This is a genomic window from Neoroseomonas eburnea, assembly GCF_018129005.1.
Taxonomy (GTDB): Bacteria; Pseudomonadota; Alphaproteobacteria; order Acetobacterales; family Acetobacteraceae; genus Neoroseomonas; species Neoroseomonas eburnea.
Map to the genome: position 1 here is coordinate 1 of NZ_JAAEDL010000043.1, position 15,124 is coordinate 15,124.

12 protein-coding genes are annotated in these 15,124 nt (G+C 69.1%); 1 reads left to right on the top strand and 11 read right to left on the bottom strand.

Features of this window, described 5'->3' with window-relative positions; all coding sequences use genetic code 11:
• Nucleotides 1-517: 517 nt before the first annotated feature.
• The 11 genes from GXW74_RS25355 to GXW74_RS25400 form a co-directional block, all read right to left on the bottom strand.
• Complete coding sequence (locus GXW74_RS25355; protein WP_211849387.1) at nucleotides 518-1,048, bottom strand: hypothetical protein; 531 nt, start codon at nucleotides 1,046-1,048, stop codon at nucleotides 518-520.
• Between the two features lie 102 nt (nucleotides 1,049-1,150).
• Nucleotides 1,151-2,083 carry a DUF2493 domain-containing protein gene (locus GXW74_RS25360; RefSeq protein ID WP_211849388.1) on the bottom strand — a complete coding sequence of 311 codons (933 nt, stop codon included), beginning with the start codon at nucleotides 2,081-2,083 and terminating at the stop codon, nucleotides 1,151-1,153.
• Nucleotides 2,084-2,418: 335 nt separating this feature from the next.
• Nucleotides 2,419-2,823, bottom strand: a complete 405-nt coding sequence (locus GXW74_RS28800; protein ID WP_408903894.1) for a DUF6527 family protein — start codon at nucleotides 2,821-2,823, stop codon at nucleotides 2,419-2,421.
• Nucleotides 2,823-4,220 (bottom strand): ThiF family adenylyltransferase, encoded by a 1,398-nt coding sequence (locus tag GXW74_RS25365; RefSeq protein ID WP_246524118.1) that lies wholly within the window; start codon nucleotides 4,218-4,220, stop codon nucleotides 2,823-2,825. The genes GXW74_RS28800 and GXW74_RS25365 overlap by 1 nt, the downstream gene beginning before the upstream one ends.
• Before the next feature lie 2 nt (nucleotides 4,221-4,222).
• The gene (locus GXW74_RS25370) at nucleotides 4,223-5,086 is read right to left on the bottom strand and encodes a multiubiquitin domain-containing protein (protein ID WP_211849390.1); all 864 of its coding nucleotides are present in this window, start codon (nucleotides 5,084-5,086) and stop codon (nucleotides 4,223-4,225) included.
• Nucleotides 5,087-5,182: 96 nt separating this feature from the next.
• A complete protein-coding gene (locus GXW74_RS25375) occupies nucleotides 5,183-8,569 on the bottom strand; it encodes a UvrD-helicase domain-containing protein (RefSeq protein WP_211849391.1) in 3,387 nt (1,128 codons plus the stop codon).
• Nucleotide 8,570: 1 nt separating this feature from the next.
• Nucleotides 8,571-9,155: a hypothetical protein gene (locus GXW74_RS25380; protein ID WP_211849392.1), complete on the bottom strand. Its 585-nt coding sequence runs from the start codon at nucleotides 9,153-9,155 to the stop codon at nucleotides 8,571-8,573.
• Nucleotides 9,152-9,970: an RNA polymerase sigma factor gene (locus tag GXW74_RS25385; protein WP_211849393.1), complete on the bottom strand. Its 819-nt coding sequence runs from the start codon at nucleotides 9,968-9,970 to the stop codon at nucleotides 9,152-9,154. Before GXW74_RS25385 ends, GXW74_RS25380 begins: the two co-directional genes overlap by 4 nt.
• Nucleotides 9,971-10,285: 315 nt before the next feature.
• On the bottom strand, nucleotides 10,286-11,323 hold the full coding sequence (locus GXW74_RS25390; RefSeq protein ID WP_211849394.1) for a DUF7146 domain-containing protein: 1,038 nt from the start codon (nucleotides 11,321-11,323) through the stop codon (nucleotides 10,286-10,288).
• Nucleotides 11,324-11,385: 62 nt separating this feature from the next.
• Nucleotides 11,386-13,506, bottom strand: a complete 2,121-nt coding sequence (locus tag GXW74_RS25395; protein WP_211849395.1) for a ParB/RepB/Spo0J family partition protein — start codon at nucleotides 13,504-13,506, stop codon at nucleotides 11,386-11,388.
• 100 nt (nucleotides 13,507-13,606) lie between these two features.
• Nucleotides 13,607-14,482 (bottom strand): EamA family transporter, encoded by an 876-nt coding sequence (locus GXW74_RS25400; protein ID WP_211849396.1) that lies wholly within the window; start codon nucleotides 14,480-14,482, stop codon nucleotides 13,607-13,609.
• An 84-nt stretch (nucleotides 14,483-14,566) separates the two neighbouring features.
• Here GXW74_RS25400 and GXW74_RS25405 point away from each other — a divergent pair, with 84 nt between their 5' ends.
• A complete protein-coding gene (locus tag GXW74_RS25405) occupies nucleotides 14,567-15,076 on the top strand; it encodes an Lrp/AsnC family transcriptional regulator (RefSeq protein ID WP_211849397.1) in 510 nt (169 codons plus the stop codon).
• The last annotated feature ends 48 nt before the right edge of the window (nucleotides 15,077-15,124 follow it).

Here is a 15,124-nt window from a genome sequence, read left to right on the forward strand (position 1 = left end):
GCGACATCGACTTCCCGCTCCTTTCCTTCACGGTCAATGACACCCGCCGCACCTGAGCAGGTCGCCGGTCCGCCCTCATAGGATCTCGATGGCGATCGTCCGGCCGGGGGCGGGCGCCGACGCACCCCACAGGGGCCGCAGCGCAGCGGAGGACGGGGCCGGGAGACTTTCTTGCCTCGCGAGGAATGCGCGGCACGCGCAGGGGAAGAAAGTCGCACCGGCGCCGTTGCGGCCGAGGCGCCCGAGGCGTCAGCCGTTCCTCGGCCAGATCAGGCCATCCGAGGCGGCGTGGCAGCGCGACACCGGACGGACCACGGAGACAGCAGGCGACTGTCGCCACACCAGGCACAAGCCCGATGAACCAGGCATCGCGGTCGCGACGCCCAAGGCGTGCACAAGGGAGGATCCGGCCGGAACAGGGGAGGCGAGATGCTGGACAGGTGACCCATCTTCCCGGTTCGGTGAGGCATGGCGTGGATGTTCCCGCCGAGGGCCGCCCTCCCTCCGTTCAGCCGCGCTATTCCGATGACGGCGCGGGCAGGCGTGCCGTGGAGCGGGATGGCAGGCGAGGCTGATCTGGTCCCGCCCCTTCGGTGAACTTCGCGTCAGGACGGCCAGCGGTGACCTGCGTCGGCTGGGTGCCGGCGCCCGCGAAAGCCGCCAGCTGCACGGCAGCGGAGACACCCACCACGAGGCCGCCGATCGCCGCGAACACGTGGCGCCAGGCTTCCGACGGTACAAGCAGCACCGAGATCCCGAGCACCACGTGGTAACCGGCCACGGCTGCCGGTGCGGCGAACAGCAGCGCGATGACGGCCCGCAGGGCGAGTGAGCGCACAGAGGCGAAGAGCAACTGCGCGGCGAACAGCGCGAGCACGCCCGCGACGAGGCCGACCAGCACGGCGCCGATCACGCCCGCGCCCGTTTCGAACGCCCACATGCAGACCGTCAGCCCGACGAAAAATGGCACCGCGTAGATGGCGAGCGTGAACAGCAGCACGAGCGCCGTGCCGAGGCCGAACAGGCTGACGACAATGCCGAGCGTCATGCGACCCTCCCCGGTCGAGGCGCGATGATGCGCCGCGACTGTAGCGGATCGCGGGCGCGCAGAGGTTCGCCTTTGCGCGAGCGCATCATGGTGCGGGCGGCGCTAGCCGCCGCCCCCGCGGAAGTCGAAGAGCGGGATGCCGAGGCGCTTCGCCTTGTCGGCCAGGTTGTCGGTGACGCCCGAGCCGGGGAAGACGATGACGCCGATCGGCAGTGTCTCGAGCAGCGCGTCGTTGCGCTTGAAGGGCGCGGCCTTGGCGTGGCGGTGCCAGTCGGGCTTGAAGACGATCTGCGGCACCTTGCGCTGGTTGGCCCAGCAGGCGGCGATGCGCTCGGCGCCCTTCGGCGTGCCGCCATGCAGCAGCACCATCTCGGGGTGCTTCGCGTGCACGCGGTCGAGCGCGGCCCAGATGCGCTCGTGATCGTTGCACTCGACGCCGCCGGCGAATGCGATCCGCATACCGGCAGGCAGCAGCGGTTCCGTCTCGGCACGGCGTCTGGCGACAAGGAAGTCGCGGCTGTCGATCATCGCCGCGGTGATCGTGCGGCGGCTGATCATCGACCCGGCGCGCGGGCGCCAGGCGGAGCCGGTGTGGTGCTCGAAGTGCTCGGCGGCGGCATCGCGGAGGAACTCGAAGGCGTTGCGGCGCTCGATGAGCGTGAGGCCCTGGGCGAGGAGGCGTTCCAGCTCGACGGAGCGGACCTCGGAGCCGTCCTGCTCGCGCTGGGAGCGCTGCTGCGCGGCCTCGTTGGTGTCGAGCTCGCGGCCGATGCGGTCGATGCCGCGGTGGAAGAGGTTGACCAGCGACCAGAGCAGGTCGGGGAGGTCGGGCTCGAGGCGCGTTTCTCCGAGGCTGGCGACGAGCGCGTCGAAGATGTCGGCGACGGCGCCGGAGAGGCGGTCGGGATCGGGCAGTGGCCGCGGGTCGGGCTCGTCGGCGAAGGGGCGGTAGCCGTGGAGCTGCAGCTCGTCGAGCAGATGCGCGGTCGCGGAGGCGGCGTGGGTGGGTTCGGCTTCGTCGAAGCGGTCGGTCATGGCCGGGTCCTCGCTGTCACGGGCCGCGCCCATCGCGGCCTTCGTGGCGATCACCCGGCCGGGGGCGGGACGGATCGGCACCCGCAGGCGAAGGCGGAGGGCCGCAGCGCAGCGGAGGACGGCGGCGCGCGGCTTTCTTGCCTCGCGAGGAAGCGGCCCGTCAGGGCCGCGGGGAAGAAAGTTGCGCGACGGCGTTGCGGGGAGGGACCGGCGCCGGCCCGATCGCCGGCGAGAAGGACGCGGACGCGGTGCCGCTTAGCCGGCGAGTGCCGGGAGCCGGGTCGCGTGTGACGTACCGCCCTGTTCAACTCGAGACGCACAGCCGCTTGCCTCGACTAGCTCCGACGGTTCTGTTCAGCGAAGTCAGTCACCGTGCTTGCCTTCGTTTGTTCTTCTGGACGCCCGCCCCGGCACCACTCGACGCGCCCGCGCCGGATCCAGAAATGGCAGCCGCAGCCGTCGCGGCGGTGCACTGATGGACTCACGCTTGGCCGGCCGAGCCAATCGCTCACGACCTTCCAGCGCGGGCGTCGCGAGGGGTTCAGCGACAGCTTAATGTCGGCCCCGCACCCTCCGGGGCATTGCATGCAAGCCCACTTCAGGTGCTCGCCATCGCGCACCACTACGAGGTCGCCCGCGCAGACTGACGCCGCATCGGGGTGCGTGGCTTGTTCGCGCACGAGGAAGTCGAAAGACAGAAGGCCCAGATTCCGGCAGAGACGCGCGATTGTCCGGCGCATCAGGCCACCATGCCGAGGAAGGGATCGACGTCCCCACGGCCCCAGGCTTGGCCTGTGTCGCAAACTGGACAACCCGGCCGAGAGCGGACCGCCAGGAACCGATCGTCGCGCATGTGGAAGCGTCGATAGCGCGTCGGGATCATGCCGCCGCCCCCGTGAAAGCCCGTCAGCATCGCCACCAACTCGTTCACAGCGACGCTGGCCATCTCGGTAGTGAAGGTGACGACCGCGGGCGCCGGGTCGCCTGAGCCGAGCACGTACGCCTCCGCCTTCCTTCGCGCAAACTCCGCGGGGTCGACGCGCTCCAGGGCCTCCTCGGCGGCGCGCCTCGGGTTGATGAAGCCTCCGCAGAGAAGGCAGGGATAGCCGGGGACAAGGCTCGTCACCCGGCCGTTCAGGTCGTGGCCGCCGTCGGGTCGCCGGATCATGCGGAGTCCAACGTCGATCACTGGGATTCCGTAGTAGTAAGCTAGGCGATTGAGGAACGCGCGACCCGCATGGTCGTCGGTGCAGCTGAAGACAGCGTCGCAGGAGCGCAAGTCGTCATGAAGGCCGGGGTCGTTCACCCAAGCGCGCCTAGTGCGCACCGCGACGCCGAGACCTGCCAGGCCGATCTCGCGTTCGAGGACATCCACCTTCGGCTGGCGGGCGTCCGCGTCGGACCGCCGCGAGCCGTGAACCCGGTTCAGGTTGGTGACCTCGACCACGTCTCGGTCAACCAGCAGGAGGTGCCCGACGCCGAGGCGCGCGAGGAGCATTGCGGCGGGGCTCCCGGTGCCGCCGGCGCCGACAACCGCGACCTTGAGGGCGCGCAACAAGTTGTTGAACTGCGGCCCGAAAAGGCGGGCCTGCCGGTCGAGATGCTCGGCATCTCGGTGTGGCGTAGACAGCGCCGCCCAGCGCGAGAGCCGCCTGTCGACCGCCTGGACCCAGGTCGCGTCCTGCGTCGAGCCATCCGGCATCCAGAGCCGCGCCACAACGGAGCCGTCACCGCCGAGGACGATGCTGGCCAGCCCACGCAGCCGCTTATTGCGGGCGGTGCGCGCGAGCTCCGCCTCGTTCGCGTTGTCCTGGTCGGAGAAGAATGCCCGGCCGTTCGGGTGCGTGTGCACGATGGCCGGAACCAGGTCACGGGCCAATGCGTCCGAAAGCAGGCGCATGTAACCCGCCGTCCCCCAAGTGACGTGGCGCGCCGAGGCGCTCACACGATCGGCCTCGGGTATCTCGCGGTGTTCGTGCGAGACGAGCCGCAGCCGCGCCTCGCCTGTCCAGGGGTCGGCGGCGACGGTGGCGTGGCCGAGCAGCAGATAGGCGGCAGCCTCCACGCCCTTGCCGTCGAGGAGGGTCCGGAGCCGCACCCAGTGCGGCTCCAGGATCGTGACGTCGAGCGTCGCCAAGATCACTTCGAAACCTCGAGCGCATGCCTGATCCGGGCAACCATCGTGCGCAACCCGTCGATGCCCGCGCGCCACTCCTGCGAATGCCGCGACCAGCGCTGCCAGCGCAGCCCGGCGAAGACCTGCTCGACGTCCGCGTTGAGCGGGCTGCGGCCGTCGGGGAAGCAGATCCAGGGGGCGGCGTAGAACATGTCGGGGCAGGCGTCCGGGTACCCTGGAGGCAGCAGGACAAGGATGTCGGCCCGCTCGCGGTTGTAGCGGCCGGCGGGCAACGGAAACTCCTTCAGCACCACGCCCGGCTGACCGCCTTCAGCGACGAGCTCGTAGGCGATGCCGTTATCCGCGAGGAACGTCGCGTCGGACGCAGGCAGGGCCGAGCGACCCTCCGTCGTGTCCTTGATGACGGTGAGGAAGCGCTCGATGCCCGATGCGTCCAGCCGAACCACGCTGTCGTCCAGCACCTTCACGTCCTGGCCGCCGCGGACCTCCAGGTAGAGGTCATAGCCCGGCTGGACATCGGCGAGGCGGCGCAGGATGGTCCCGGAGATAACTGGCTTGCCCCAGCTGAGGTGCCTGCCGTCGATCTCGAACTTGAAGTCGCGGTCCGTCCGGAACATGACGAAGCGCTCCGCGCCGCGGCCCCGCAGTTCGAACGGCTCGTGCAGGCGCACGTCCTCGAAGTCGCCGCCCGGCAGGATGGCGAACAGGCTGAACTCCTCGACCGGGGAAGCCCCAGCGGCGGCGAGGATCTGACGCCCGAGCGGCTTCGGGTCGTCGACCTGGAAGTCACGGAAATCCAGCCTCTCGTCCGCGACCTCGACGCGATAACTCTCCGGGCGCGCCGCGCCCTCCTTGTGTGCTTCCACCTCGGTGGTCCCCTTTCCCCTCGGCACGATGCGTCGGGGCTCACCATGCCAATCGCCGGCTCCAAGCCTGGGCGGTAACGGGGCCCGCAACTTTTCTCAGGCGCTCGGGTCAGGCAGGTGACCGCAGTGAAAGAAGGACGGGCAGCCCGGGCACCAGGGGCTCGGCTTCCGCCCGAACTCGCCGGCGCGGATCGCGGCGATCGCGTTCGCGACGGCGGCACGGCCCTTGGCGAGGCCCTTCTCGTCGAGAAGCAACGGGGTGACAGCCGGGTCGGCAAGGTGAACAAGCTCCACCGTGCAGCCGGGGTGGGCGGCGGCCGCGGCGATGCGGAACGCAACCGCCGACAGCTTACCGGCATCGGACGCCCTGCTGTGCCCCGTTCGGATCCGCCGGAGTGTCAGGCCGCCCGGTTGCTCCTCGGCCACCTCGTCCGGCCGCACGACGACCTCGCCGCCCTCAACTTCGAACCTCAACTCGGCGGCGGGCAGTAGGGTCCGGCCGCGCCGGAAGCTGACAAGCTGCGCCAGCAGGCCGGAAGCTACGGCCATGTAGTCCCTTGAGTAGCCATGGTCGTGCGGGCCGTGCTGCGCCCAGGCGGCATCGAGGCGCGCCTGGACCTCGCCGGGTGTCGGGTCCAGGCGGTGGTCGGAGCCGAGCCAGGACACCACCTCCTGCACGGCGGCGTGCATCTGCCGGAATGCAGCTTCGGCTTGGCGTCCGCCCGTACGGAGCACGGTGGTGTAAAGAAAGCGCCGCGGGCAGGTGTCGTAGAGGTCGAGGTCGGATGGCCGAAAACTCGACGGTACTTCGACGTTCGCCGGAAGCGCGGCGTCAGCGGGCCGAGGCGGCAACGTCAGAGTGGGGATGACCTCTCTGGAAGCTAGCGCCTTCCCCAGTCGGTCCAGGAACGCCGATCGCTGGCGTCTGGCGCCGTTCGCCTTACGCAGCGGTGAGTAGAGGATTAAGCGGTCCCGCGCGCGGGACAGCGCGACAAAAAGCAGGCACTCCTGCTCCTCGTCGTGCCCCTCGCGCATGGCCTCCTCGCCGGAGGCCGCGGTGCCCTCGATCATGCCGTCCGGCGGAAGGCACCCGTCGGCCCTGAACCGCTTCGGGATCGTGTCAGCGCTGAGCCCGGGCAGATGCACGACAGGAAATTCCAGCCCCTTGCTGCCGTGAATGGTCATGATCCGGACGGCGTCGATACCGGCCGCTGCGGCCGGGAGGCGGCGCAGCTCGCGGTCCTCGGACAGCAGCAAAAGCCGGCGGATGCGGCTCAGGAACCGCTGGGCCGGCAGGCCGCGCCCGGCAGGCTGGGCACGGGCGAAATGCAGCAGCTGCCAGACGGCGACGCCCCGGATCCGATCCACCGTCTCTGTCGAGACCGCCAGGTCCGCCGCGATGCGGGTGTGGTCGAGCAAAAGGCCGGCAAGCACATCCCATGGGCTGGCGTCGGGCTTCAACCCGGAGAAGGCGGCCGAGAGTCGTTCCAGGCCCTGGCGTCCTTCGGCCGACATGCCGGGGATAGTGACGCCGATGTCTCGCCAAGCCAGAGCAGCCGCTCCGGTCTCGGCGAGATGAGCGATGGCAGCGGCGACGTCCCCGACCGGCATTCGAAAGGCCGGCATGGCTGCGGTTCGTAGGAGGCCCGCGGCGCGCCGGTCGGTCAGAAGCGACAGAAGGCAAAGCAGGTCCTTCACCTCGGCCCGCTCGAACAGCTTCCCCAAGTGGAGCACGGGGACGCCAAGGGACTCCAGGGCTGCCCCGATCTCGGCGATCCGCTCGTTGCTGGTGCACAGCACCGCCTGGCCGCCGTAAGGCACCCCGGCTACGTGCAACTCGCGGATAGCCTCGGCGACGGCCAGCGTCTCGCCGTCCTTGTGCGGCGCCCCGCGATACTCCACCACGTGCCCCGAGGGGCCGCGGAACGCCTCGAACGACACCTCGCCGGCTGGGGCCGCCTTCATGCCGGCGGACGCGAAGTGAGCGAAAGTCTCCACGATCTCCTTGCGCGATCGGTAGTTCACCCGAAGGCGCTTGCGCTGGCCGCCCGGAAAATCCGCCGCCCCGAACCGCGCGACATTGAAGGAGGACGCGCCTCGGAACCGGTAGATGGACTGGCGCACGTCACCGACGGCCCACAGGTTCGCTCCGTCGTCGGTCAGGAGCTTCAGCAACCTCACGCTGGCCCTGTTCACGTCCTGGAACTCGTCTACCAGGACGTGGCGGTATGTGCCCCGCAGCGCCGCCAGTGCGTCGGAGTTCTGTTCGAGGAGACGGACGGGGCGCGCCACGAGATCCCCGAAGTCTAGGCAACTCCTCTCGCGCTTCAGCGCCTCATAGGCCCGGAACACCACGCTGACCTCGGCGCACCTGCGGGCAGCGTTACGCTTCTCCTCGGTTGTCGCGGAGGCCAGCATGGCGGCCGCGAGCTCGGCGTACCGCTCGGCGTCCACGACCTCATCGTTCGCCCGCGAGATGGCATCGAGGATGGTGTCGATGTGCCCGGACGGATCGTATAGGTCCCGGTAGATGCTGAGATTCAGACGCGGGAACACGTCCTCCAGCAGCTCGATGGCCTCGACGCGATCCAGCAATCGCGGGTTCGGCGGTAACCCCTCACGCTCATGAAATCGGTGCAGGAGGTCGAGGCCGAAGGAGTGGAAAGTCCCCACCCACACGCTCGGCGCCGCCCCAGGACAGCGGGCCGCGATGCGTTCCGCGAGCTCGGCGGCAGCCGCGTTGGAGAATGTCAGGACAAGGATGCTCGCCGGGTCTGCGCCGCCTTCGACGAGCCACGCCACTCTTGCGACGAGGGTGCGGGTCTTGCCCGTCCCCGGCCCCGCCTCGAGCAGCAGCGGCGAGCCCGAGTGCGTCGCTGCGTCCAGCTGCTCCGAGTTCAGGGGTGGCTCGGGCGTAGCAGCGACGGCACCCCGAGGTGGCGGGAGGAGGAGCGCGTCCAGCAACTGCAGCGCCACGACGTTCCAGGGCAAGCCGAGCCGCGCCGCGATGGCCTTTGCGGGCATGCACCCCCGCAAGTGTAGGTCGCGCGCGACCTCGCGCGGGAGCAGGAGCTCGCGCGCGAACAGGTCCATCATCACCTCCCGGCGCTGCCGCCGGCCGTAGTCCAACACGGCGTCCGTGCCGGAGGGCGGCTCGGATCCCCGCATCGGGTCGACCCCAGAGGCTACGTGACGACCCGCGCCGTCCTCGAGCACGACGTGCCCAAGTTCATGCGCGACCAGGAACGCCTCCTCGAACGGGTCCGCGCACGCCTGATGGAGGATGAGGCGCGTGTCCGGGTCGTAGGTCGCTTCACCTCCGTGAAGCAGTGGATTGCCGGCCTTCACCCTGCGGACGGCCAAACGCTCGCGGCTCGCCGCGGCCTTCGCGAGGTCATAGGGACCTAAGCCTTCAGAGGCCTCTGCGGCGACTGCGCGATGCCGGTGCGCCGCGGCCTGCCTCGCCAGCTCCAGCCCGTCCACGTCAGTCGACGTCGGACAGGAGGTCGTCGCGCTCCGCCTGCGTGAGATCGAGGTCGTCCAAGAAATCCGAAAAGGACACCTGCGGCTGGACGGCCGGCTTGCTCCGGGACGAGTGGGCGGCCCTCGCGGGAAGGATAGGAGGAAGCGCCAAGTAGGCGCGCATGTCCGCGGCGCGCACGGATGCGGCCTCAGCAACGCGACGTAGAACGCGACGTGGAAGGGACTCTGGCACGAGGCACCGGTCGCGAATCGCCACCAGTACTTCCAGCGGCAACCCGGAGGCGCGCGATAGCGTGGTTGTACCCCTCAACCGCAGCGCCTCCGCGAACGCCTCGGAGGATGCCTCGCCAGCAGCCTCGGGCGAACAATCGAGCAGCTTCTTGAGCGCCGTGTCGACGAGTCCTTCACCGAGCCTCTCATCCTCCCCGGGGCCAAATTCCTCATCAAGGACGATCTCGTAAAGGAGATCGAGTAGCTCATCCCGGAGGTGGGGGTACCGCGCGAGGTACCGCGTGAGCGTCTCCTTGTCGTGCAGCGTCTCGGCCGCGAAGGCGAGGAGGATCTCCTCGTCCGAGGATGCGCTCATCTAACCGGCTCCAGGCCAAGGGCGCGTCGGAGGTCGCGGTGGATCCGATCGCGCCGGTTCCTGACTGTCTGCTCGCCGCACCCAATCAGACGAGCGACCGTGGTCACGGTCGGGTCTTTTGAGTGGATCGGGATATCCTCATTGAGAAGCATGAGCAGCCTCCTGTCCTCGTCTGGCAGGAGTTGAATCGCCGCGAGGAGCTTGCGGCGGTAATCCCGGCGCTCGATTTTCTCCTCAGTGCCGGGAACGTGGCGCAGGAGCGCGTCCTCGACGTCCGAAGATGGCTCAGCCGTCTCAGGATCGTCCGATAGAGGTTCCAGCCGGCTCCGCTGCCGACCGACAGACCTTCTCGCCGTCGCCCTGAGCGTCTTTAGGGCTGCCTCGAAGGTCGCCTCGTAGATGTCCAACCGGTCATCGTAACCCTGTCGGTCGAGGCACAACATCTCGGTCAACCTGTCGATGGCGAACTCGCGCACGGCCAGGTCAGCGGCGGACAGCCCCTTGGCGTTTGATCCCGGAAGCAGTCGCTCAGGGACCGGGAGCGCCCGTGCGATACGGCTCGTGAAGAGGCGGAAGAGGCGCTCCAGGTAGGCTTGATCATTGTCCCGCCCGGCTCGCCGAAGCAGATGCAAAATGCACTCTGAAGGAACGTAATCAGCGCGCTGCCTGTCATTCAGAGCGCAAGCAGCGAGAACCTCCTGCCGCGACATGCCTAGTAGTCGCCGGATCGCCGCCTCGACTTCGGCTGGTCGATTATACAGCGTGCCGTCGCCCTTAATCTTGCGGAGGGGTGCCACCACGATCTTCGCGTTCATCCGCCTCACTGTTACGCGCCTGCAGGTGCGGAAGATAGAACGACTGTCATGGGCTGTGACAAGCATTTGGTTTGCGATGCCGACTGCCTTCGTCCGGGCATTACAGCGATGGCCTGCTGGGCGCCAAGCCGAAAGCTCCTGAGCCTGTCCCTTCGATGTCGCGAATGCAACGGGCGGGCTACGGCTTTCCAAAGATGTCGAGCATCTGCCGGCGGCGATTGCGCGGAGAGCGGCTTATGCCGCACCGGCACATTATGCAAATTAAGGGTATCGAGCTGATGGATTATCAGCTTCCATTATCGCTCAGCATTTAACCTAATGCGCGGCTATTGAGTCGCTACATAGCCAAGAAATATCTTGTGGTACAATTTGTCTGCGTATTTGAAGAAACAGATCTATTTTGGACATATGGCGGAGGTCTTCGTTGAAATCGGCCTCGCGTGGAGAAAGGATAAATGCATCTATGCTCCGTAGTTTTGTACGCTTGGCGAGTACTTTGGCGCTGTGTGCTCCGGCCTCATCTTTGTCATGTGCGATGTAGAGGCTGCGCAGTCTCGGCGGTATGCCCACCGCGGCCAGATGGCTTGCCGACAGCGAGGCGATCATTGGTAGCGTCGGTAGAACGCAGCGCAGGGCTAGCATCGTCTCGATTCCCTCGCCAACGGCAACGACATCCTCCACAACGCCGAAGCGTACACCATTACCCAGCAGCCGCCCCATCGCGCGCCGCGGCGTCGCGACCGGCGCCTTGCCGCTGCCATCCCGCGCGAGCCAGGTGCGGTGCACGCCAGTGATCGTGCCGTCGAGGTCCGTTACCGCGGCCAGCATCGCAGGCCACGTCTCGACCGGCGCGCTCTCGTCGGCGCGGTAGTAGCAGCGCGGGTGGAAGCGCAGCGCCGGCATGTCGTCCAGGTAGGTAATGCCGCGCGCGCGCAGATAGGTCTCGGCGAGCGTGCCCTTGATCGGCTGCCCGGCGTGGAACAGTCGACGCGCCGCATCCGGCGAGCCCGCCGCGACAGGCGCGCGTCGCTCCGGCCGCTGCGGCGCCGGCAGGCTCAGGAACCGCCGCGCTTCCTCCAGCACGTCGCGCAGGCTGTCGAGGCCACGCGCCCGGGCGATCAGGTCCAGCAGGTCGCCATGCTCGCCCGTCGCGGCGTCGGTCCACTTCCCGGCGGCGCCACGCCCCGTCTCCGGCCCGTGCAACCGCACGAAGAGGCTGCGCCCCGGCGTGTTCGCGACATCGCCAACAGTCCACCAGCGCCCCTCGCGCCGGCCGTTGGAGAGGTAGTGGCGGCAGACCGCCTCGGCGTTGCGGGCCAGGCGGCGCGCGAGCGCGGCGGCATCCTCGCGCATCGGTCCCTCCATGAAGATGCGGGCCCGCCTTGCGACGGGCCCGCGAGGTGCAGGGAGGCCGGTTACTCGGCGGCGATCGCGGCGGTGGGGATCGCCGCGGCGTCAGTTTCCTCACTCGGCGGCTCGGGCGCGATGGCCGGTTCGCCGCCGTCGGCCGCCAATTCCGCTTCGCCTTCCGTCGCGGCCTCGGTCTCCGGCTCCACCGCCGCGAAGACCTGGCCCGGCGTGCGCAGCGGCTCGGGCACCCAGCCGGTGCCGGCGAGCAACTCCTCGGCGGCCGTCGCCATCTCCGCCTTCTTCAAGCCGGCGATGCGCTCCGCCGCCCGCGCGCCGCGCGCCTCCCGCACTGCGGCGAGGATGCGGCCCTTGGTGACGCGGCCGAGATAGGCCTCCGCCGTCGGCCGCCAGCCGACCGCGGCCATGTCGAGGCTGACCGCCTCGGCGATGCGGTCGGCATGCGCGATCGCCTTGGGCCGGCGGTTGTAGGCCTCGTGCACCGCGTTGACCGTCAGCCCGACGCAGTGCGCGAACAGCGCCTCGCGGCTGTCCGGGTCGAAGCCGGCGAGGACCGGCCAGAGCTCCCCCGGCTCCTGCGGCATCTGCGCCTGCCAGCGCGCGTGGCGGGCCGCGATGGCGCGCGCCGAGGTGGTGTCGGCGAGGCCGGGCGCCTGGGCTGAGAACAGCGCGCTCTTCGGCTCGATCTCCAGGCAGGAGTCGAGGCCGTAGCGGTAGAACAGCCGCAGGCAGAGCGCGTGCAGCGCGGCGAGGAAGGCCGTCTGCGGATTGGCGGCAACCGCATCGCGCAGCGCGAGGGTGCGGTGCGCGGTGAGCTCGGTCAGCAGCCGGTCGGGCAGCGGGCGGATGCCCTCGTCCTCCTCCGTCGGCTCGGCGGGCGGGATGGCCGTGCCGGTGTCGGGCTCGGCCGTGGTCTCGCCCTCCGGCTCCGCACCGGCCGTGGGCTGGTTGGTCTCGACCTGCTCCTCCTCCGGCTCGGCCGTGACCGGCGGTTCGTCCTCCGGCCGGACATAGCCGCGCTCGACGCGCAGCACGCCCGAGCCGTCGATGCTGACGAAGACGCCAGCGCGCGCCACCTCCTCGGCATCGTAGGCGACGGGCCGGTCGTCGAAGGCGGCGAACGCCTCCTCGATCTCGGCCAGGCGCCGGTCGGTCTCCTCCGGCACCTCGTCGGCCTCGGCGCAGTCCTGCTCCAGCCGGTCGAACTCGGCCTGGAGCGCTTCGCGCCGCGCCGCCTCTTCCTCGCTCAGCGGCTTCACCTCGCCGGCGAGGCGGCGCAGACCGTAGTTGTGGCCGTAGGGGAAGTCGGGCGCGGCCTCGACCCAGCGCCAGCCCTCGGCGCGGATCGCCTCGGCCTCGCGCTCCAGCCGCTCGCGCGCGAGCCGGTCGAGCAGCCCGGCATCCTGCCACCAGCCGCCATCGTCGGGCTGGAACAGGTCGCGCAAAATCAGCCCGCCCGCCGCCTCGTAGGCCTCGGCGCCGACGAAGCGAGCGCGCTTGTCGGAGGCGCGGACGGCGCCCTCGGTCAGCAGGCGGCGGATGTGGTAGGGCTCCTTGGTGTAGGAGCGCTGCAGCACCTCCCAGACCTGCTCCTGGCGCTCATGGTCGGGGCTCACGGTGAAGGCCATGAGCTGCTCGAGCGTCATGCCGTCCTCTGCGTAGAGATCGAGGAGACGCGGCGAGACGGCGGCGAGGCGCAGCCGCTGGCGGACGACGCCGACCGAGACGAAGAAGGCGGCGGCGATATCCTCCTCCGAGCGGCCTCGCTCGCGCAGGGCCTGGAAGGCGCGGAACTGGTCGAGCGGGTGCAGCGGCGCGCGCTGCACGTTCTCGGCCAGGCTGTCCTCCTCGGCGATGCCCTCGGTGCGGATGATGCAGGGGATCGGCGCAGTGCGGGCGAGGCGCTTCTGCTTCACGAGCAGTTCGAGCGCGCGGAAGCGCCGGCCGCCCGAGGGGACCTCGAACATGCCGGTCTCGCGGCCGTCATCGTCCAGCACGGGGCGGACGGTGAGGCTCTGGAGCAGGGTGCGGCGGGCGATGTCCTCGGCCAGTTCCTCGACGGCGATGCCGGCCTTGATGCGGCGGACATTCGCCTGGCTGAGCACGAGGCGGTTGAAGGGGATGTCGCGCGAGGCGGAGAGCGCGACCTTCGGGGCGGACTTCGACATGGGGGTTCTCCATGACGGGCCGGCCGGGAGCCTCTCTCCCGACCCTCAACCCGTCACGAAGACCGCCTCGGCCCTCTCACTCTGACCGCGCGAGGTGGACTCACCGCTCCGACCGGTGCAGCGCGACGCCCAAGATGACCAACCCGATGCCCGCGATCTCCACCGGCGTTGGGATCTGCCCAAGCACCAGGACACCGATCGCCGCCGCGCTCGCCGGCAGCAACGACAGCAAGAGAGCAAATGATGCACGCGGAAGCCGGCGCATCGCGAGCTGGTCGCAGACGTAGGGAATGACGGAAGAGGATATCCCCACGCCGACAGCTGCGGCGAGCAGAAGCGGGTCGGCAAAAGCCGGCGTCGCCTCATGCCAACCGAAGGGCAGTGCGGCGATGGAGGCCACGATCATGGACAGCGCGAGACGATCAACGCCGGAGACGCCCGCGCCGCCGGCTGACATGCTGTGGCCGAGGACGATGTAGAGCACGAACAGGCCGCAATTCAGGAATGCGAAGAGATAACCGAGCGGCTCGCCGGCCAGTCGAACGTCGGTCAGGAGCCAAACGCCACCGACGGCGAGAAGCAGCGCGAGGAGGTTGCGGCCGGTGCGCACGCCCCATGCAGCGAGCGCGATGGGGCCGAGAAATTCGATGGCACCGACGGTGGCGAGCGGGAGGCGCGCGATGGCTTCGTAGAAGATCGTGTTCATCGCCGCGAGCACGGCACCCATTGCGGCGATGATCCAGCGGTCGCGCGGGCGCAGTGCGGCCAGCGCACGCCAAGGTCGACGCCACAGCGCGAACACCAGCCCTGCGCTTGCGATGCGCAGCCAAGCGACGCCGGCCGGCGCGAAGTTGGCGAAGAGCAGGACGGCGAAGCTCGGGCCGAGATAGTGGAAGACGGCGCTGATCAGGAAGAAGGCGTGCGGCGGCACGCGATCGACGAGGGGTCGTTGAGCGGTAGGTTCGGCGACGCGCATCGGACCATGGTCGCACCGAGGCCGTCCATGCTACATCGCTATACGAAGCTGGAAGTATGTCAGGCCCTTCGGATTGGAGGCCAAGTGAGTAAATCCAATACGTCTTCAGAGCTCCTCCGCGATGCACGCAATGTCGAGCTTCTGCAGTTGCTCGTCGATGACCCGCGGATGGGCACGGCGGATCTTGCGCGTCGCGTCGGCATGTCCGCGCCTGCTGTGCGCGAGCGTGTGCTGCGCCTGGAAGAGGCTGGAGTGATTCGAGGCTGGCGTCTGGACCTCGACCCTGTCGCGCTTGGCTACCCCGTCTGCGCCATCGTCCGCGTGCGACCCGCGCCGGGCCAGCTTCCGAAGGTGACCGAGTTGGCACGAGCGCTGCTGCAGGTGGTCGAGTGTCATCGCGTCACCGGTGAGGACTGCTTCGTGCTGAAGGTTCACCTGCCTTCGATCGACGGGCTGGACGTGGTGCTCGATCGCTTCCTTGCCCACGGCCATACGACGACCAGCATCGTGCAAAGCACGCCTGTTCCTTCACGCGGGCTGCCGTTGGCCTCCGACGCCCCTGACGCTGGCGCTGCTCGGAAGCGACGTAGGTGACCAATGAGCCGCCCTGCGGCTCCTGCCTGCGATCACGATCCGCTGCTC